Source organism: Pseudomonas sp. 2822-15 (assembly GCF_002742515.1).
Lineage (GTDB): Bacteria > Pseudomonadota > Gammaproteobacteria > Pseudomonadales > Pseudomonadaceae > Aquipseudomonas > Aquipseudomonas salomonii.
Genome location: NZ_LJRY01000170.1, coordinates 197,706 through 218,395, shown reverse-complemented (window position 1 = coordinate 218,395; position 20,690 = coordinate 197,706). Strand labels below are relative to the sequence as shown.

The 20,690-nt window shown below is 59.0% G+C and carries 14 protein-coding genes; 6 read left to right on the top strand and 8 right to left on the bottom strand.

Going from position 1 to position 20,690, the window contains the following annotated elements; all coding sequences use genetic code 11:
- Positions 1 to 9: 9 nt before the first annotated feature.
- A complete protein-coding gene (locus tag AOA59_RS06990) occupies positions 10 to 1,230 on the bottom strand; it encodes an aspartate aminotransferase family protein (protein WP_099486590.1) in 1,221 nt (406 codons plus the stop codon).
- A gap of 294 nt (positions 1,231 to 1,524) precedes the next feature.
- Here AOA59_RS06990 and AOA59_RS06985 point away from each other — a divergent pair, with 294 nt between their 5' ends.
- On the top strand, positions 1,525 to 7,413 hold the full coding sequence (locus AOA59_RS06985) for a dermonecrotic toxin domain-containing protein (RefSeq protein ID WP_099486588.1): 5,889 nt from the start codon (positions 1,525 to 1,527) through the stop codon (positions 7,411 to 7,413).
- A 75-nt stretch (positions 7,414 to 7,488) separates the two neighbouring features.
- On the opposite strand, the gene AOA59_RS06980 is transcribed toward AOA59_RS06985, so the two are convergent.
- The 7 genes from AOA59_RS06980 to acs form a co-directional block, all read right to left on the bottom strand.
- Complete coding sequence (locus AOA59_RS06980) at positions 7,489 to 8,469, bottom strand: GlxA family transcriptional regulator (protein ID WP_056861681.1); 981 nt, start codon at positions 8,467 to 8,469, stop codon at positions 7,489 to 7,491.
- Positions 8,470 to 8,715: 246 nt separating this feature from the next.
- Positions 8,716 to 9,480: an ABC transporter ATP-binding protein gene (locus tag AOA59_RS06975; RefSeq protein WP_065929363.1), complete on the bottom strand. Its 765-nt coding sequence runs from the start codon at positions 9,478 to 9,480 to the stop codon at positions 8,716 to 8,718.
- A 27-nt stretch (positions 9,481 to 9,507) separates the two neighbouring features.
- A complete protein-coding gene (locus tag AOA59_RS06970; protein ID WP_099486587.1) occupies positions 9,508 to 10,620 on the bottom strand; it encodes a succinylglutamate desuccinylase/aspartoacylase family protein in 1,113 nt (370 codons plus the stop codon).
- 1 nt (position 10,621) lies between these two features.
- A complete protein-coding gene (locus AOA59_RS06965; RefSeq protein WP_058422264.1) occupies positions 10,622 to 11,320 on the bottom strand; it encodes an ABC transporter permease in 699 nt (232 codons plus the stop codon).
- Complete coding sequence (locus tag AOA59_RS06960; RefSeq protein WP_017138431.1) at positions 11,317 to 12,006, bottom strand: ABC transporter permease; 690 nt, start codon at positions 12,004 to 12,006, stop codon at positions 11,317 to 11,319. Before AOA59_RS06960 ends, AOA59_RS06965 begins: the two co-directional genes overlap by 4 nt.
- 92 nt (positions 12,007 to 12,098) lie before the next feature.
- Positions 12,099 to 12,884 (bottom strand): ABC transporter substrate-binding protein, encoded by a 786-nt coding sequence (locus AOA59_RS06955; RefSeq protein WP_017138432.1) that lies wholly within the window; start codon positions 12,882 to 12,884, stop codon positions 12,099 to 12,101.
- Positions 12,885 to 13,653: 769 nt separating this feature from the next.
- Positions 13,654 to 15,609, bottom strand: a complete 1,956-nt coding sequence (gene acs / locus AOA59_RS06950; RefSeq protein WP_065929366.1) for an acetate--CoA ligase — start codon at positions 15,607 to 15,609, stop codon at positions 13,654 to 13,656.
- A gap of 397 nt (positions 15,610 to 16,006) precedes the next feature.
- On the opposite strand from acs, the gene AOA59_RS06945 reads away from it, so the two are divergent.
- The 5 genes from AOA59_RS06945 (at position 16,007) to AOA59_RS06925 (ending at position 20,530) form a co-directional block, all read left to right on the top strand.
- The gene (locus tag AOA59_RS06945; protein WP_058422476.1) at positions 16,007 to 16,276 is read left to right on the top strand and encodes a DUF2790 domain-containing protein; all 270 of its coding nucleotides are present in this window, start codon (positions 16,007 to 16,009) and stop codon (positions 16,274 to 16,276) included.
- Between the two features lie 577 nt (positions 16,277 to 16,853).
- Positions 16,854 to 18,104: a ribonucleotide-diphosphate reductase subunit beta gene (locus tag AOA59_RS06940; protein ID WP_032879817.1), complete on the top strand. Its 1,251-nt coding sequence runs from the start codon at positions 16,854 to 16,856 to the stop codon at positions 18,102 to 18,104.
- A 314-nt stretch (positions 18,105 to 18,418) separates the two neighbouring features.
- A complete protein-coding gene (locus tag AOA59_RS06935; RefSeq protein ID WP_099486585.1) occupies positions 18,419 to 18,997 on the top strand; it encodes a Bro-N domain-containing protein in 579 nt (192 codons plus the stop codon).
- Positions 18,998 to 19,096: 99 nt separating this feature from the next.
- Positions 19,097 to 19,813 carry an HNH endonuclease gene (locus AOA59_RS06930; protein WP_099486583.1) on the top strand — a complete coding sequence of 239 codons (717 nt, stop codon included), beginning with the start codon at positions 19,097 to 19,099 and terminating at the stop codon, positions 19,811 to 19,813.
- 72 nt (positions 19,814 to 19,885) lie between these two features.
- Positions 19,886 to 20,530: an HAD-IB family hydrolase gene (locus AOA59_RS06925; protein WP_069787038.1), complete on the top strand. Its 645-nt coding sequence runs from the start codon at positions 19,886 to 19,888 to the stop codon at positions 20,528 to 20,530.
- The last annotated feature ends 160 nt before the right edge of the window (positions 20,531 to 20,690 follow it).

Below are 20,690 nucleotides of genomic sequence, written 5' to 3'. Positions count from 1 at the left end.
AACGGTCCATCAAGCTTGCGTCAGCGTCTTCACAGCACGTTCGAAGCGGTCCAGGCCTTCGTTGATATCCGCCTCTTCCACCACCAGGCTTGGGGCGAAACGCACCACGTCGGGGCCGGCTTGCAGGATCATCAGGTTTTCTTTTTCGGCCGCGTTGAACACGTCCTTGGCACGGCCTTTGAACGCATCGCTCAGCACGCAACCGATCAGCAGGCCCAGGCCGCGCACTTCGGTGAAAATGCCATATTGCTTGCCGATCTGCGTAAGGCGCGCCTTGAACAGGTCGTGCTTGGCATTCACGCCAGCCAGCACTTGCGGGGTGTTGATCACGTCGATCACCGCCTCGGCCACCGCACACGCCAGCGGGTTGCCGCCGTAAGTGGTGCCGTGGGTGCCGACCACCAGGTGCTTGGCCAGGTCTTCACGGGTCAGCATGGCTGCGATCGGGAAACCACCGCCCAGGCTCTTGGCGCTGGTGAGGATGTCCGGCGTCACGCCGTAATGCTGGTAAGCGAACAAGTGGCCGCTGCGGCCCATGCCGGTTTGCACTTCGTCGAACACCAGCAGCGCGTTATTGGCGTCGCACAGTTCGCGGGCGCCTTGCAGGTAAGCCAGCTCGGCCGGCAATACGCCGCCTTCGCCCTGGATCGGCTCCAGCACCACGGCGCAGGTCTTGTCCGACACGGCGGCCTTGAGCGCGGCCAGGTCGTTATAAGGCACGTGGGTGATGCCGGTGATTTTAGGCCCGAAACCATCGGAATACTTGGACTGGCCACCGACGTTGACGGTGAACAGGGTACGGCCGTGGAAGCTGTTCAGCGCGGCGATGATCTCGTACTTTTCGGTGCCGAAACGGTCGAACGCGACACGACGGGCCAGCTTGAACGCGGCCTCGTTGGCTTCGGCGCCGGAGTTGCAGAAGAACACGCGCTCGGCAAAGGTGGCGTCGATCAGCTTGTGCGCCAGGCGCAGGGCCGGCTCATTGGTGAACACGTTGGAGACGTGCCACAGCTTGTTGGCCTGTTCGGTCAGTGCACCCACCAGCGCCGGGTGGGCGTGGCCCAATACGTTGACCGCGATGCCGCCGGCAAAGTCGATCAGCTCGCGACCGGCCTGGTCCCACACGCGCGAACCTGCGCCACGCACGGGGATAAAGGCGGCAGGTGCGTAGTTAGGCACCATCACCTGGTCGAAATCGGCACGTTGCACCGGGGCTTGCTCAACGGACATCGGAGTCTCCTGAAGAGGAACGCCTGCCTGGAACTGGCGGGCGATGCAGGGATTGTAAGGACAGTTTTCAGTGCGGCCTTGCCGCCAAGCGACAACTTCTTATAGCGCCAACCCGCGTTTTTGGCGGGTTTACGCCAATGCGACAAATAGCGTCGCAATGGCGCAGTTTAAACGCTGCGGCGCTTTGCGTCAGGTCATCAGGTGAAAGGACTGCCACACCCTAACTATCTAAAGTCGCTTGCCCGCAGGCGGCTGGTTTACTGCGAGCCTTCATGACTTGCACGGACCCGCTCCATGACAAATATCGATCTTACCGACACCCGCCTGCCCGATAGCCACTATCAACTGCTGACCCGCGCCCTGCCCGCCTGGCTGGGCAATGCCTCTGCCGACAAACGCCAGGCGCTCGCCAAGGCCACACCGCAACGGCTACTGCAGGGCAGCGCCGAGCAGCGCGCCGCACTCAAGCGGCTGACCGGCGCCCACTGGGCTGCACAAAACAGTGTGGACCAGACATTGCAGCACTTGCAGGACGTCAAGGCGTTTGCAACCCCCGTCCTCGAACAGGCACTGAAAGCCCGTTTTGGCCTGGAACTGGACGTCGAAACCACCTTCGTGCGCCTGTATATCCCCGACCACATTCCGTGGACCTCGATACGCTCCGGCGCCACGCGGACCTGGACGGTCTCGCTGCTCGACGCCGCCCTGCACAACTTCGAACACAAAGAAACACTGGCCGATGCCTATGAACCGGCCTCAACCTTTATCACGCGCCCCTCGGAGAGTGGGCAATTCGACACTTTGCCGCACATAAAGCGTGTGTTGTCGATCTCGGCGTTCACCAACTTGTGTCGCGACGTGGACATTGGTGCCCGCTACGCTCGTTACCTTGACGATGCATTAGCGATGGACAACCCCGTTGCCGCCGCCGTACTGCGCCATGAGGTCGACCGCAGCCACAAAACCGCACTGCGCGCAGCGCTGCAACTGGCTCGTATCCACGCAGATATCAGCGATGACTTCGCCACCTTGATCGAAGGGCTGATCGACGGTAAGCCGCATCTCAAGCTCCAGGGGCAGCCTTTGCTCTGTCAAGACTTGCAACTGATGGGGATCCCGCTCACGGGTATCCAATTGTTCGCTCCCAACCTGGAAAATCCCCGCTCGTCCCAACGCCTGGTGGCCTATGTTCCGGATGACCCACAACATCCACTCAAGGAGTATGCCTCGTCGCTGGCCTTCAAACAGGAACTGATCCGACAACTGCGTAACCCTGACTACCAAACCTTTTTCAGCCGCTTTGTGCCCCACTCCCATCGCGGGGAGTTTTTTTCCGGCCTGGGCCGGCGCCTGTCGCGCATTACCTGGCATCCCCCCGTCAAGGGCAGCAGCGAGGCACCCTGGCGCAGCACACCTACCGACGACCCCAAGTTGCAGTTTGATGCAGTGCCGATCCGGGGCGATGTCTGGTCGCATCTGTTCCAGCGCAAACTCGACAAAATGCTCAACGATGCCCGTACCCTTGCGGTCTCCACTGCCAATGTGGATCGTGAGGCGCGGTGGCGGCTTTGGGACTCGTTCGTCGAGGTGGCTGCCTCGATCTTCAACGCGGCTTTGATGGTGGTGGCGCCCTTCGTCCCCGGGCTGGGCGAGTTGATGCTTGGCTACATGGCCTATCAGCTGCTCGATGAGGTGTTCGAAGGCATTGTCGATTGGGCTGAGGGCCAGGGCAAGGAAGCCTTCGGTCATCTCATGGGCGTGCTGGAGTCTCTGGTGCAATTGGGCGCATTCGCTGCGGGCAGCCATATTGGCCCGGCCGAGTTGCGTAAAGTGCTGCCCACGGACGTACTCGCCTATATCGACACGTTCAAACCCGTCAGCCTGGCTAATGAGGCCAAGCGTTACTGGAAACCGGACCTGACGCCCTACCAGTGCCCATCCTCGTTACCTGCGCGCCTTGGCATCAACGAGTTGGGCCTGCACGAGGTGCGCGGGGAGACAATCCTGCCACTGGAAAACAAGCTCTACACCGTGGAGAAAACCTCGAGCAGCGAGGTTTACCAGATCAAACACCCGACCCGCCCTGAAGCCTACCGCCCAAGCGTGCAGCACAACCAAGCCGGCGCGTGGCATACGGAGCTCGAACAGCCCTTGCAGTGGGACAAACACACACTGTTGCGTCGGCTGGGGCACAGCGCCCAGGACTTGAGCGAAGCGGACCGCGAACTGGCCCTGCACATCAGTGGCACCACTGAACACGCGTTGCGCAAAATGCACGTCAACGGTGAGCGCCCGGCGGCGCTGCTGGACGATACCTTGAGCCGTCTGCGCATCGACCGCGACATCCAACGGCTTATCGAGCAGCTACGCAGCGACGACCCAGCGGCGTACCAACGGATTGATCCTCAAGACACCTTGCAACTATTGACCACCCACGGCTCGTGGCCGCCCACCAAAGCCTTGCGCATCGTCAATGATAAAGGGCAGACCGCCTGGGAGTTCGGGGACAAGAACATGCCGGTGGTTCAGGTATACGAAACCCAGTTGGACAACGGAGACTTGCTGAAAACCGTCTTGCGCGGCCTGACCAGTGAAGAGATCCGCACACAGTTCGGCGAGCGCGCCAGCGACCCAGAGCTGAGCCTGGTGCGTCGTGCCCAGCTATTGCGCCACACACTGGCGGATATTGCCGATCGCCAGCGCACCGCGTTGTTCGAATCGCGGTACGCGACGCTGCAAGCCTCTACCGAACCGCTTACGCAGCAATTGATCAACACCACGCCGCAGTTGCCGGCAAGCGTTGCGAAGACCCTTGTGAGCGAGGCGAGCGGCGCAGAACTTGAAGCGTTGCACGAGCGAAACACGCCCCCGCGCCTGGCCGAATTGGCACGCACGGCCTTGAATGAAGTGCGGCTCAACCGTGCCTATGAGGGCCAGCACCTGAATGCACCGCAGCCTCTGGACACTGATCACCTGGCCTTGAGTTCGTTGCGCACACTACAGGGCTGGTCGGGCGAGGTACAACTTGAGGCCCGTCACCATTCGGCCACTGGGGAGACCTGGCTGCGGGTAGGCCCGGATGACGCGCCTATACATCGCACATTGGTGCGCACCGAAGCGGGCCGCTACCAGCCTCATGATCAACAGGGCGCCCTCTCCAGCGAGACGGACCTATACTCAGCCATTTTAAGTGCCCTGCCCGATAAGCAGCGTGATCAGCTAGGCCTGGGCATACACCAGGGCGCGCAACTCAAGCAGCGTCTGCGCCAAAAGCCGCTGCCACGCAGTGAACTACGTGTACTGCTCACCCCTCAAAGTGAGCCGCGACAGGTCACTGAAACCCTGCGCCTACTGGGCAACGACAATGGCTACCACGCCCAAGCGCCCACGCCGCTGGGCGCTCCAACCCTGCATCAGCGCGCACGTACCCTCTACCCCCAACTCGCCGAACATCAATTAACTGACCTGCTGAACCACTTGCACTCACAGCCTGGTGGCGCGGTCGCCGGCCTGGAAGCGCTGCACATCGAATACCAACAACTCAAACGTGACCTCAATACCTGGCAAGGCAATATTCCCCATCAGGAAGCCGGGAACGGCCCCGTACTAAACCTGCAGCAGCGTCAGTACGAGCAACACAATCGCGCGCACATTGCCCGCGAACTCAAACGTTGCTGGCGAAGGGAATTGCCCATAGATGACTTCTTCGAAGACCCGACCCGTGACGGCCACCGCCTGAACCTCCCTTACCCCATTCGCGGTGAACTGCCCCGGTTATCCGCCAACTTCGATCACGTATCAATGCTGACCCTGGCAGGCAGCAACCACACGCAGGGGGCGCCCGCGTTCCTGGGCTACTTTCCCCGACTGCGCCATCTGGCCGTTGACAGTATCGCGCTGGGTGACGTGCCGCCGGCAGTCTTCCAGATGCCCGCGTTGAACACATTGAGCCTGAGCAACTGCGCAATCACCTTAAAGCCGTTCAGCCAAACCCGGCTCGCCTCGATGACCCGACTGCAAGTACTGGACCTGCATAACAACCCCTTGAGCCGGGTGCCCAGTGTGGAAGCAATGAACGAAATACACACCCTGGACCTGTCCAACACCGGCATCAATCGCCTCCCCCCTGGCCTGCTCAGCCGCAACGAACTGACGGCGGCCTTTCTGAACGGCAACCAAATCAGTGAATTACCTGAGGCCCTGTTCGAAATGCCTGCCCATGCCAGCGTTGCCTTCGACCTGTCTGGCAACCCGCTGTCATCGGCCACCCTTGAGCGCGTCAAAACCTATTACCAGCAGCATGGAACTTACTGGCAGGCCGATGCCCCCGCAGTAGATGTACGCGACGCAAAACTGTTATATCCCTCGCTCGACGCCAAGCAGATCAACCAGTTCATCTACAGCCTGCCGGGCGAGCTGGAGGCGGGTAAACGCGAGCTGGCACGTTTGGCCAGTGAATTGGACACCTTGCAGCACGAGCTCAACCAGTGGAAGCAACAACCGCAGTCGCAGCCACTGGAAACCGCCCGGCGGCGCGAGCTCAATACATTACTTGAGCAAAGCTGGCGCCGGGAAACACCTCAAAACACTCAATTGGTCCATGACCTGGAAATCCCTCAGGCGCTTGCGGGCGAGTTGCCCACCCTGAGCGCGCGCTTCAAGCATATTGGCTCGCTGATGATCAAAGGCAGCGGCGGCTCGATGGGATCAACCGCCTTTATCGACAGCTTCCCGGCCCTCAAGATTCTGGACATCGATAACGTTATGCTCGGCGACATCCCACCCTCAGTGCTCAACCTGCCCGAACTGGACATACTGGGGCTGCCACGTTGCTCAATCGCGCTGAGCCCCACCAGCAGGGAGGGGCTGCAAGCGATGAACAACCTCAGGTACTTGAACCTGGACCATAACCCTCTGGGACAACCGCCGGACTTGAGTCGCCTGCCCGGCTTGAGCCATGTCTCACTGAAAAATACGGGGCTGACGCAGATGCCCCTTGAGCTGCTGGGTAAACCACCCCGCCAGACGGTGAACTTGAGCGCAAACGGCATTGAGCAACTTCCCGACGAACTCTTTTCCCTGCCGAGTTCATCCACCAGCAGCCTGGACCTTTCAGCAAACCCGTTGACACCCCAGACCCTGGAGTCGATCAAACGCTACTGCCAGCGCACCGGCGAAAGCTTCGCTGCCCAGGCACCCGCAGAACAACGCATCCGAGCGCAGCAGCTTTATCCCACGTTCCTGGACACCGAGGCAGACCGGTTTATCTTTCGCCTGCCCGGCGACATGGCGTCAGTCGACCCGACATTGACGCGCCTGAAAGCCGAATACGAACAACTCAGAGACGACCTGCAACTGTGGGTACAGGATGTGCCGGATCGGCACCCAATCCTGGATGTGCCGATTGACGAGCAAACCCGTGCGCAGGACCAGCTGTCGCGGCGCAACTTCAAGACACTGCTGGAAGAAGCCTGGCGACGGGAAAGCATCGAAGACGAGGAAAGTCTGGACGATGAACTGACCCATAAAGTGAATTTGCTCACACCCATACTGGGTGATTTGCCGCAGCTGAACGCCAACTTCAGCCACGTAAGCTCGTTCCATCTGACCGGCAACGGCACCACGACCGGCGTCGACGGCACACTGCGAAGCTTTACCAACCTGCAATCGCTGACGCTCGAAAAGTGTTCCTTGGGCGTTCTGCCTGACTCGATCCAGTACATGCCCAAGCTGTCCACACTTGCAATGGAGGAGTGCGCGATCCGCTTGACACCCGACACCCGCCAGGCGCTGGCGAGCTTGAGCCAACTTGAGTTCCTTGATTTGAGTCACAACCCGTTGGGGCTCGCCCCTGACGTCAGTTCCCAGCACCAACTGACCGCTCTGCACCTGAGCAATGCGGGATTGCGCGAAGTGCCGGAAGGGGTATTCCGTCTGGATCAATTACACACACTGGATTTAAGCAATAACGGGATCAGCGAGATACCGGCGGACTTGCTGCACGCCCCGGCACCGTTCAATGAAGACAGCGACCTGAGCGCTAACCCGTTATCGGCGCCAAGCCTTGCGCGTATGCGTGAGTATTACCAACGCACAGGCATCGACTTCCAGGTTGACGCCGCCACAGTGGATGATCAAGGCAACCCGTTGCCGATGAGTTATCCCGACACGGAAGAGGACTGACGGGCTGTTGCGCCGCTGATTACAGCCTTCACGCCGGATGCCCATGGACGAGCAGAAGGGAAGAATGAAAAATGCTCACCCGCGCTCGGAAGGCACCGACGACAACTCAAACGGGCTGCTGCTGCGCCGCTGGTTGCGGTCTTCACGCGGGGTGGCGCCAAAGAAGTTGCGGTAGGCGCTGGAGAAGTGCGGCCCCGAGGAGAAGCCGCACGACAGGCCGATCTGGATGATCGACTTGCTGGTTTGCATCAGCATCTGGCGCGCCTTGTTCAGGCGCAGTTCCAGGTAATACTGGCTGGGAACGCGGTTGAGGTATTGCTTGAAGATGCGCTCGAGTTGTCGTCGCGACACGCACACATGCTGGGCGATTTCGTCGGTGGTCAGCGGCTCTTCGATATTGGCCTCCATCAGCAACACGGCCTGGGTCAGCTTCGGATGGCTGGAGCCCAGGCGGTTTTGCAAGGGGATGCGCTGGCGCTCGCCGCCTTCGCGGATGCGCTCCACCACCAGTTCTTCGGAGACCGCACCGGCCAGTTCGGCGCCATGATCACGGGCCAGCACCGCCAGCAACAGGTCGAGTACCGACATGCCACCACAGGCGGTCAGGCGGTCGCGGTCCCAGTCGAACAGGTGGCTGGTGGCGATCACCTTGGGGAAGCGCTCGGCGAAGTCATCCTGCCAGCGCCAATGCACGGCGGCGCGGTAGCCGTCGAGCAGACCCAACTGAGCCAAGGGATACACGCCCGCCGACAAGCCACCAATCACACAGCCAGCCCGCACAAGCTGCTTGAGCGCGCTGCTGAGCTGGGAGGCGATGACGGTCGGCGGCTCATCCGCCAGCAGGAACAGTTTTTGAAAGCCTTCAAGCTTGCCGGCCCAGGGCTCGCCCGGCAATTGCCAGTCGCCCTCGGTGCGCGGTTCGGCCTGTAAAAACGACAGTTCGTACACCACGTCCGGATGCACCCGCTGAGCAACGCGCAAAGCCTCCTCAGCCAGCGCAAGCGTCAGGGCTTTTGTGCTGGGCCAAATCAGGAAACCAATTTTATGGGCGGTCATTTAGGGGCTATCCGAAGCGAGTAACAGTAATGAAGACAAGGGCCAATGCTAGCCCGGAAACCAACACAAATCTCAAAACAAATGGAGATCCAATGTGGGAGCTGGCTTGCCTGCGATGGCGGTGGGTCAGATGGCACACCGGTTACTGATATATCGCTATCGCAGGCAAGCCAGCTCCCACAGGGACGGAAGTCAACTTCCGAGCTGCGAAATATGCACTATTTGAGTGCACAAAAGCAGTCTTGATTATTTCAAGCTACCCGAAAGGAACTGCTGCAACCGCTCGGACTGCGGGTTCACCAGCACTTCACGCGGGTCACCCCGTTCTTCGACGATGCCTTTGTGCAAAAACACCAACTGGTTCGACACTTCACGGGCAAAGCCCATTTCGTGAGTCACTACCACCATGGTGCGGCCTTCCTGGGCCAGGTCCTGCATCACCTTGAGCACTTCGCCGACCAGCTCCGGGTCCAGGGCCGAGGTCGGTTCGTCGAACAGCATCACCTCCGGTTCCATCGCCAGGGCACGGGCAATCGCCACGCGCTGCTGCTCACCGCCGGACATGTGGCCCGGGAACGCATCCTTACGATGGCCCACGCCGACCTTGGCCAGGTAATGCTCGGCCTTCTCACGCGCGTCTTTTTTCGACATGCCCAGCACGTGCACCGGCGCTTCCATCACGTTTTCCAGCGCCGTCATATGCGACCACAGGTTGAAATGCTGGAACACCATGGACAGACGCGAACGCATGCGCTGCAATTGTTTAGGGTCGGCGGCCTTCATGGCGCCGTCCTTGTTGGCCACCAGTTTCAGCTCTTCGTTATTGAGCAGAATCTTGCCGGCGTGGGGTTGCTCCAGCAGGTTGATGCAGCGCAAAAAGGTACTTTTGCCCGAACCACTGGAACCGATGATGCTGATCACATCACCGGCCGCGGCGGCCAGGGACACGCCTTTGAGCACTTCATGACTGCCATAGCGTTTATGCAGGTCTTGGACTTCAAGTTTGTACATGCGGTCGGTTCTCACAAAAACAGGTGGTCAGTCGTTGAGCAAGCGCCCGTGACGCAGCGCTTCGCGCCCCGCCACCTTGGCCAGCCAGAAACCCGCTTGGGCATAACGTAGCCGTTCAACGGCAAACAACACCCCGGATGTACCCGCGCAGACAATGCTGACGCGGTCGGTCAGAGGGTCAATCACTTCAAAAATCTCATCGCCCGCTTCTACCCGGTCACCGGCTTTACGCAGGTAACTGATCACACCGGCATGGGGCGCAAACAGCAACTCGGTGCCTTCGAAGGGCAAGCCTTCGCACGCGTCGTAGTGCGGCGCCGGCCATTGGCCGGTGATCAAGCCTTGCTCGGCCAGGAACGCGAGGATGCCTTCGGCGTGGAAAATCGCTTCATCACGGCCGGTGTCGGCCTGGCCGCCCAATTCCAGGGTAGTTGCCAGGCACGCCAGCGGAACCTGTGCCTCGGGGAACGCCTGGGACAGACGCAACCACGGCAGCGAGCACGCCTCATCAAACGAACTGCCGCCGGAGTCTTCCGCCAGCAGGCCGACCTTCACGTTCAAATGCGCCGACAACGAGCGCCACTGCGGCCAGTGCTGGGGCAACGCATACATATGCAACGCGGCTTCGGCGTCGCAATGCAGGTCAAGGACGATATCGGCGGTGCAGGCGTGGCTCAGCAAGATGCGCTGCATGCCTTGCAGCTGACTGCTCGGCGCGGGCAGTGCGTTGAGTGCGTCGGTCATCGCCTGGCGGATCATGCGCACATTGGCGTGCGGATCATCGCCCAGCTTGCCCCTGAGCAACTCAGCAACCGGCGCGCTCAGTTCGACGAAATCACGGTTGAAGTTCTTGCCGCTGCCCACCTCGAAACGCCCCTGGTGGCTGCCTTGCAGCAACTGGCCCAGACCCATCGGGTTGGCCACCGGCACCAGCTCGATCACGCCGTTAAGCGCGCCTTGCTGTTCCAGTTCGGTGAGGCGCTTTTTCAGCTCCCACGCCGCGCGCATGCCCGGCAATTCGTCGGCGTGCAGGCTGGCCTGGATATAGGCCTTGCGCTCGCCGCTGCCGAAACGAAATACGCTCAGTTGGCGTTCACACCCCAGGTGGCCCCAGGGCAACAGGTGATCGATACATTCCATATCAGTGCTTCCGTGGAGCCAGGTAGCTCAGCCAGCGGCGCTCGGCCAACTTGAACAGGCGCACCAGGATAAAGGTCAGGCACAGGTAGAACACGCCGGCGGTGATATAGGCTTCGAACGGCAAGTAGTACTGGGCGTTCACGGTGCGTGCAGCACCGGTGATGTCGATCAAGGTGACGATGGACGCCAGGCTGGTGGTCTGCAGCATCATGATCACTTCGTTGCTGTACTGCGGCAGCGCCCGGCGCAGGGCCGACGGCAGCAGGATGCGGCGGTACAGCTTGTAGCGCGACATGCCCATGGCCTTGGCCGCTTCGATCTCACCGTTGGGCGTGGCCTTGAGGCTGCCGGCGATGATTTCGGCGGTGTAGGCGCTGGTGTTGATCGCAAACGCCAGGCACGCGCAGAACGTGGCGCTCGACAGCAGCGGCCACAGGAAGCTTTCGCGCACGGCTTCGAATTGCGCCAGGCCGTAGTAGATCAAAAACAGCTGCACCAGCATCGGCGTGCCGCGGATCACGTAGGTGTAGAGCCAGGCCGCACCGTTGATGACCGGCTGCTTGGACACGCGCATCAAGCCCAGGGGCAAGGCGGCGAGCAGGCCGAAGAACAGCGAAATGGCCAGCAGTTTCAGGGTGGTTGCCAGGCCGCCAAGGTACAGCGGCATGGCTTCCCAGATGACGTTGTAGTCGAAGATCATAGATCAGCCGCCCTTACGCCTACCGAGTAGCGCTTCTCAAGATAACGCAGGGCCAGCAACGATACGCTGGTGATCACCAGGTACATCGCCGCCACTGCGAGGAAGAAGGTAAAAGGCTCACGGGTGGCGTCTGCCGCCTGTTTGGCCTTGAACATCATGTCTTGCAGGCCCACCACCGAGATCAGCGCGGTGGCCTTGGTGAGTACCAGCCAGTTGTTGGTGAACCCAGGGATCGCCAGCCGAATCATCTGCGGCACCATCACCCGGAAAAACACCTGGAAACTGCTCATGCCATACGCAAGGCCGGCCTCGGCCTGGCCCTTGGGAATGGCCATAAAGGCGCCACGGAAGGTTTCCGAGAGGTAGGCGCCAAAGATGAAACCCAGGGTGCCGATACCGGCGGCCAAGGGGTTCAAGTCGATATAGTCGTCATAGCCAAGCATCGGCGCGACGCGGTTTAACAAGTCCTGGCCGCCGTAGAAAATCAGCAGAATCAGCACCAGGTCGGGGATCCCGCGGATCACCGTGGAGTACAAGTCACCCAGCCAAGCCAACCAGCGCACCGGCGACAGGCGTAACGCGACCCCGATCAGACCCAGAACAATGGCCAAGGCCATGGACGACAAGGCGAGCTGAAGCGTCAACCATGCGCCATCGAGGATGACAGCCCCGTAGCCGTTCAACATGATTCAGGTCCTCGAAAAGGGGGATGAAAAAATGGCGCAAACTTCAGAATCTTCTGTTGCTTGCGCCATTCTGGACAGACAGCTGCGACGAGTTACTTAGGGTCAGCGCCGTAAATATCGAAGTCGAAGTATTTGTCCTGGATTTTCTTGTATTCGCCGTTGGCACGGATCGCAGCGATGGCCGCGTTGATCTTGTCCAGCTCGGCCTTGTCGCCTTTGCGTACCGCGATGCCGATGCCGTCACCGAAGTACTTGGCGTCGGTGAACTGTGGGCCCACAAACGCGTAGCCTTTACCGGCCGGGGTTTTCAGGAAGCCGTCTTGCAGCAGGGTGGCGTCGGCCACGGTGCCATCGAGGCGGCCGGCTTCCACGTCCAGGTAGATTTCGTTCTGCGAGCTGTAAGGCACCACCGTGACGCCTTTAGGGGCCAGGACTTCCTTGGCGAAACGATCGTGGATCGAACCGCGTTGCACGCCGATTTTCTTGCCTTTGAGTTCATCCAGGCTGTCGCTGACGGTGGTGCCTTCCTTCATCACCAGCTGCGCCGGGCTCAGGTAGTAGCGGTTGGTGAAGTCCACGGACTTCTTGCGGTCTTCAGTGATGGACATGGACGACAGAATCGCGTCGATCTTGCGCACTTTGAGCGCAGGGATCAGGCCGTCGAATTCTTGCTCAACCCATACGCACTTGACCTTCATCTCTGCGCACAGCGCGTTACCGATGTCGTAGTCAAAACCGACGATGCTGCCATCCGGCGCCTTCGAGGCAAACGGAGGGTAAGCCGCTTCGATACCAATTTTCAGAGGCTTTTCATCAGCGAAGGCCTGCATGGACAGCACGGACAGCGCCAGGGCGCCCAACAGCACAAGTTTCTTCATCTTGGGACTCCATCGGTATAGGGCAAAAAGCAGAATGAGCCGTGGCCCACGATGCGACTTAAGTGAAACCGAATAGCGGTGCTGCGTCCTACCCCGAATTGATACAGGAGACGACGAGCGAGTGATCGGCATTCTAACGACAGGCCGGAAGCCGATATTTCCTCAATGCGACAACAATTTACAGAAGCACCGAGAAAGCGGTTCCAGCTTATTGACAGCCTCTGATTTTTATGCAGAGACAAAAGATATAAAACCTGATGATGCTGCAAATTGCGGGCCTATTATTCGCAAACCCTTCTAGCACGGCAAGTCTGGCGTTTAATCTTATTTGTGAGGGTGTCTAAAACGCGGGTTTTCGGGGCATGGGCGTAGCGCATTGCCTCAGGCTTGGGCGTGAGGTTACACATTTAGGCTGGACGGTAACATTCAGAAACTTCCTGCGAGAGAAACCGATATTTATTGGCCTACACACAGATCGTTCCCACGCTCCGCGTGGGGATGCATCCTGTGACGCTCTGCGTCACGCCTCAAGAGCAGACGCGGAGCGTGGGAACGATCAGACTCCGGCCATGAAACACATTCCAAATGTGGGAGCTGGCTTGCCTGCGATAGCGGCCTGTCAGCTAACCCACCTGTGCCTGATACGCCCTCATCGCGGGCAAGCCAGCTCCCACAGTGATCCGGTTTCGCCAGTGCTATCGAAATCAAACCCCACAAAAAAGCCCCACCCGGCTCACGCCGAATGGGGCTTTATCCTACCCAGCCCGCCTTACGCGACGTTCATGGTCTTGTGCGTCTCAATCAAATGCGCCACCACACCTGGGTCGGCCAGGGTGGAGATATCCCCCAAGCCGTCATACTCGGCCGTGGCGATCTTGCGCAGAATCCGGCGCATGATTTTCCCCGAACGCGTCTTCGGCAAACCCGGTGCCCACTGGATCACATCCGGCGAGGCAATCGGGCCAATCTCTTTGCGAACCCAGTTTTTCAGCTCCAGGCGCAGCGCTTCGTTCGGTTCTTCACCATTTTTTAGCGTGACATACACATAGATGCCCTGCCCCTTGATGTCATGGGGCACCCCCACCACCGCTGCTTCAGCGACTTTCGGGTGCGCAACCATCGCGCTTTCAATCTCGGCGGTGCCCATGCGGTGCCCGGACACGTTCAGCACGTCGTCCACCCGCCCGGTGATCCACCAGTAGCCGTCTTCATCACGGCGCGCACCGTCGCCGGTGAAGTACATGCCACGGAAGGTCTTGAAGTAGGTGTCGACAAACCGGTCATGGTCGCCATACAGCGTACGCGCCTGGCCCGGCCACGAATCGAGGATCACCAGGTTGCCTTCGGCAGCACCCTCAATGATGTTACCGAGGTTGTCCACCAGCGCCGGCACCACGCCGAAGAACGGGCGTGCCGCCGAACCCGGCTTGAGGGCGTGGGCACCCGGCAGCGGGCTCATCAAGGTGGCGCCGGTTTCGGTCTGCCACCAGGTGTCGACGATCGGGCAACGGGATTGGCCGACGTTCTTGTAGTACCAGTCCCAGGCTTCCGGGTTGATCGGCTCACCCACCGAACCGAGCAGGCGCAGGCTGCTGCCATCCACACCTTCACAGGCAGCGGTGCCCGACGCCATCATCGCGCGGATCGCGGTCGGTGCGGTGTAGAGGATATTGACCTTGTGCTTGTCGACGATCTTGCCCACCCGCGTGATATCCGGGTAGTTCGGCACGCCTTCAAACAGCAGCGTGGTCGCGCCATTGGCCAGCGGGCCGTAGACAATATAGGTGTGGCCGGTGACCCAGCCGACGTCGGCGGTGCACCAGTAGATTTCGCCTGGGCGGTAGTCGAACACGCGTTCGTGGGTCAGGGCTGCGTACAGCAAGTAGCCGCCGGTGGTGTGCTGCACGCCTTTAGGCTTGCCGGTGGAGCCCGAGGTGTAAAGGATGAACAGCGCTTCTTCGGCGCCCATCTCTTTAGGCGCGCACACAGTGCCCGCCACTTTCATCAGGTCCTCGTACCAGATGTCGCGATGCTGGTTCCACTTGATGTGGCCATTGGTGCGCTTGCACACGATGACTTTCTGGATGCTGCTGGTTTCCGGGTTGGTCAGCGCGTCGTCGACGTTGGCCTTCAGCGGAATCTTCTTACCGGCGCGAATGCCTTCGTCGGCAGTGATCACCACCTTCGACTTACAGTCGATGATGCGACCGGCCAGGGCCTCCGGCGAAAAACCGCCAAACACCACGGAGTGAATCGCTCCAATGCGGGTACAGGCCAACATGGCGACCACGGCTTCGGGGATCATCGGCATATAGATAGTCACCACGTCGCCGCGGTGCACATCCTGGCCGCGCAGGGCGTTGGCGAACTTGCAGACTTCTTCATGCAGCTCGCGGTAGGTGATGGTGCGGCTTTCGGAAGGGTCATCGCCCTCCCAGATGATCGCCGCCTGATCACCACGCTCGGCGAGGTGGCGGTCCAGGCAGTTGTAGGAAACGTTGAGGGTGCCGTCGGCGAACCATTTGATGTCGACATGGTGGTCGTCGAAAGAGGTCTGCTTGACCGCGGTGAAAGGCTTGACCCAGTCAAGGCGCTTGGCTTGCTCGCGCCAGAAGCCATCGGGGTTGACCACCGACTGCTGGTACATGGCCTTGTAGGTCGCCTCGTCGGTCAGCGTGTTGGCTGCTACTTCGGGGCGAACGGGGTACAGGGAAGCCGCACTCATCTTTCTTACCTCGGTGACATAGTTGTTGTTGTATGGCCCCTGTTGTAGCCGGGGCTGCCCCATAGAACCATTCGACGATGGTAGTAACAAGCCCCTACAAAATGCCCTGCTATGCCCTTTCAGGGCTCTGGCCCACGGCCTGCGCGGCTTTGGCGCCTGATGAAAAACCTTTACCGCGGGATTGTTACAAAAACCGCCAATAGTGTTTATCAAAAGCACGGGTATATGAATATAACCCGCAGGCCTAAAATCAACTCCGCCAACAAGGCAACGTGATTAACACCGTAACAGCCCCCACCAAGGCAACGTTAATCCGAACTTCCCAATTTTATAGTTACACACGTGGCCTCATAAGGGCCCCGTGACCCCTTTCGCCCTGAAGAAGGTAAATACACAAATGAAAGCGTTAGTAGTTTTGGCCCTCAGCAGCTTGTGCGCCACCGCCGCCCTGGCCGACGAAGCCCCGACTGAGCTGGCCGGACAGAACCCACCGATCGTTGAAGACTACACTTACAGCACACACTTGGATGTGGCCAAAGTATTGTCCATGAGTAACATCCCGGATGTCTGCAACGTTGTACCGGTACAAATGGAATATGAAGACTCGCAAGGTCAGCGGCATATTCTTAATTATCAAGTGATGGGCAATGGTTGCTCTAACGGGTAATAACTTTTTCAAAAAGATTTAAACCCGGATCTTGGTCGCCGCAAGAAATCGTTCTTGCGGCCAAGAACCGCCCTCTGGCCCACCGCCCACCCAATGTGGGAGCTGGCTTGCCTGCGATGGCGATTTCGGCCTCACACACCCGCCAAAGCCCGCCACACACCCACCTCCCCCAGCCCTACAAAAACTATCCCACCGCCCGTCAAAAAATTCCTACCCCAGCAAAGCCTTGCAAACACACGCTCCGGCCGAAAACCACACCATTTTGGCGCTCCATCGTGACCATCCGCCGCAACACAAAGCCGATTTTTTCCCTATAATGCGCGGGTAAATCGGGCCTGCAATATCCCTTTACACTGGGATGAAGAGCCAGACCTGAGGCCTCCGCGCGAGCCTGTATCTGTTGCTGCGCACCTCAAGCCTCAAGCAGAACCCGTAACCCTATTCCGTTTAATTGCCTGCGCGAGCTGTTGCAACAAACGATTCCTTAAGATCCACCGCGGCCTCTGGGCCGTGTGAACACCCAACCATCCGGTTTCACACGGGCACCTTTGAGCCCTCACGCAGGAGACGACACGTCATGCTGAGCTGGGACGAATTCGACAAAGAAGAAGAAGGCGAAGTAGCCGCCAAAGGCGCCAACGCCGGCCACGCCACCGAAGCCAACATGGACCGCCTCGACGGTGCCGGCGCTGCCGCCGCCATCGAAGCCCGCGCCGTCACCGCCAGTGACTCCGCCGCCATCGTGCGCGCCAAGGCCGCCCTGGACAAACTCGACGTCGCCGAAGGCCTCGCCGAACTCGAAGGCTCCGCCGCCCGCGTCGCCGTTGACGAAAAGCGCATGATCAACTGCCGCGCCGACCTCAACCAACTCGTACCCTTCAAATACGACTGGGCCTGGCAAAAGTACCTCGACGGCTGCGCCAACCACTGGATGCCGCAAGAGGTCAACATGACCGCCGACATCGCCCTGTGGAAAAACCCAGAAGGCCTCACCGACGACGAACGCCGCATCGTCATGCGTAACCTGGGCTTCTTCTCCACCGCCGACTCCCTGGTTGCCAACAACCTGGTGCTGGCCGTGTACCGCCTGATCACCAACCCGGAGTGCCGCCAGTACATCCTGCGCCAGGCCTTCGAAGAAGCGATCCACACCCACGCCTACCAGTACTGCATCGAATCGCTGGCCATGGATGAAGGCGAGATCTTCAACATGTACCACGAGATTCCATCGGTCGCTAAGAAAGCGGCTTGGGGCTTGAAGTACACCCGTTCGATCTCCGATCCGAAGTTCGAAACCGGCACCGTCGAAACCGACAAAGAACTGCTGCGCAACCTGGTCGCCTACTACTGCGTCCTGGAAGGCATCTTCTTCTACTGCGGTTTCACCCAGATCCTGTCCATGGGCCGCCGCAACAAAATGACCGGCGTGGCCGAACAGTTCCAGTACATCCTGCGCGATGAGTCGATGCACCTGAACTTCGGTATCGATGTGATCAACCAGATCAAAATCGAAAACCCGCACTTGTGGGATGCCGAGATGAAGGAAGAAGCGACCCAGATGATTCTGCAGGGGACGCAGCTGGAGATTGAATATGCGCGCGATACCATGCCACGTGGGGTGTTGGGGATGAATGCGGCGATGATGGAGGATTATCTGAAGTTTATTGCTAACCGTCGGTTGTCGCAGATTGGGTTGAAAGAAGAATACCCAGGGACGACGAATCCGTTCCCGTGGATGAGCGAGATTATGGACTTGAAGAAAGAGAAGAATTTCTTTGAGACTCGGGTGATTGAGTATCAGACGGGTGGGGCGCTTAGCTGGGATTGATTCCTAAGCCTAGCAACATTAAGAAGCCCTGACATGTTCAGGGCTTTTTTGTGCTCCGGGCTCTGAATAGGAGTCTTCTTACACAAAGATCATCCACAGAAGGGTTGATAGGATTTTCGATGCTAAATAGTCTCGTCCATCGGTGCCTAAGAAACGCCCAACGTAGAAGCTAACCTCACTTACAGCCAAAAATCCGTCTGTCGTCTTTCATGCGGGTTTAATGTTGTATTGAGGTGCTGCAAGTTGGGGTTTCTTAATTCCGCTCTCTACGCTGGGCTCCCGCCCTTGCGACAATCATGTAGAGATCATAGGAAATGCCTAACCAATATCTGCTCGACTTGCCGGCCGCCAAGAAGGTTTTCACGACTGAGCCTTTTATTGCTGTTGTTTTCACGCGCCAGAATCTTCATTTACACACCCTTCTTTTAGAAAACCAGCCGTGGTTCTGCGCTCGCGATCTCGGGCGTTTAATGGGGTGGTTCCTAGATGAGCGCACGACTCGCAAGCTTGATGAAGACCAGCGAAGAACCGTCAAACTGCTATTCCATGGCCAGCCGGAAGAAATGCTGATGATCAGCGAATCCGGTGCTTACGCGCTGTTGGTCTATCACTACACACCGGGAAATCGCATTCTGCGTAGTTGGCTCACTCATGAAGTGGTTCCAACATTGCGGGACGAACGCCAGCCAAGGACGGTGGAACGCCCATTGTTGAGCATGCTGGATTGGCCGGAGATGTCGTTGAACCTGTTGCATTGGCAGGATGAGGGCTGGATACGGCTTCGGGACATGCCGTATTTGCTGGTTAATCGGACCTATCGTAGTAAATCAGCAAAAACTCCATGGTGGCGAAAGCTCACCCAACTTTTCCGAATAAAGCAGCGAATGTACTGACGCAAACGAACGGCAAGTCCCACCGACTCGTAGGAAATTTCGTAGACGCAATAATGGCTACTCAGTATCGTCCGAGGGTTTTCTACCCTCGGCGGCTGTATGGATACGAAAAAAAGTAATACCGGATGGAGCGATCAGGAGCTTGAAGCGTCCGTAGATGGCTACCTGAAAATGTTGAAGCTCGAAGGTCTCGGCCAGTCGCTTAACAAGAAAGCTGAACACGAGCTTCTGCGCGAGGGCGCTCTAAGCGCTCGTTCGTTGGCGTCGGTCGACTACCGCATGCGTAATATTTCTGCGGTATTTGAAACACTGAATCAAACGCCAATTGCGGGTTACACAGCTGCAAACAATGTCGGTTCGAGGATCGTCTCTCGTATTCGCCGAATGCTGGAACAGCGTGGCATTGTTGAATCTCAAGACAACGCCCCCACGTTTGATGAAGTGCTATTGGAACGGCGGGCGGCAAAGCTTCAAAGCAAACCCATCAAGACTAAGCCCGCAGGCATCGCCACGCCGCAACAGGTCAGCACCACCAGCACATCCTACGTTCGCGATCCGGAAGTACGCGCTTGGGTGCGTCAGCAGGCGGCGGGTACTTGTGAAGGTTGCGGCCTACAGGCGCCGTTTACTCTTGATAACGGCCAGCCATTTCTTGAAGTACATCACGTCAAGCACCTCGCCCAGAAGGGTTCGGATCGCACGACCAATGCTGTAGCCTTGTGCCCCAATTGCCATCAGCGTTGTCACCGGTCAAGTGACCGGGAGGCTTTCACTGAGGGGCTTTACTCCAAAGTCGGAAGATTGGCACGGGAGTAAACTCCAGTGGTCACACCTGATGAACGCTCAAAAAATACTAGATAGGACCGAGGCCAACCCGTGAACCCAGACATGCTCGAAGCCGGCCCCATCGACGCCAAAGTACTCTCCGTCTTTGACTTCGACGGCACCCTCACCCACCACGACAGTTTCGTGCCCTTCCTCAAATTCGCCTTTGGCCCCGTTGAGTTCTACGGCCGGATGGTCAAACTCGCCGTGCCGGGGCTGCGTTTTTTGCTGCAGCAGATCAGCCGGGATGAGTTGAAGGCGCAGTTGATCCGCACCTTTATGACGGGCGTGGAGAAGGCGTGGGTGCAGCAGCAGGCTGAGGCGTATTGCCAGCGCACCTGGGGCAAGTTGATGCGCCCGAGTGGTTTGCAGTCGGTGGCGGATGAGGTGAAGTCCGGGGCGGTGGTGACGTTGTGTTCGGCGTCGCCGGCGTTGGTGTTGCAGCCGTTTGCGAATCGGCTCGGCATCAAGTTGATCGGCACTGAGCTTGAGGTGGTCGACGGGGTGTTGACGGGCAAGCTCACGGGGAATAACTGCCGCTGTGAGAACAAGGTGCTACGCCTTGAGGCGGTGTATGGGGATTTGGGCGAGTATCGGCTACGGGCCTGGGGCGATACGCGCGGGGATCGGGAGTTGCTGGCGGCGGCGCAGGATGCGCATTTTCGGCATTTTCATTCGAAGAAGAAGCGCGCCAAGTTGCAGCGGTGATGCGGGTGGATGGGGTCGACGGGGAACCCGAGTCGATCCCATCGCTGCCTCGCTGGGGCTCGTGAGCTCCCACAGTGGGTCGATGTGAGGCTGGATGGCGAACTGCATCGGTGCCTGATGCTGTAATCCACGATCCAGCCATTAACGCGTTTGAACTCGC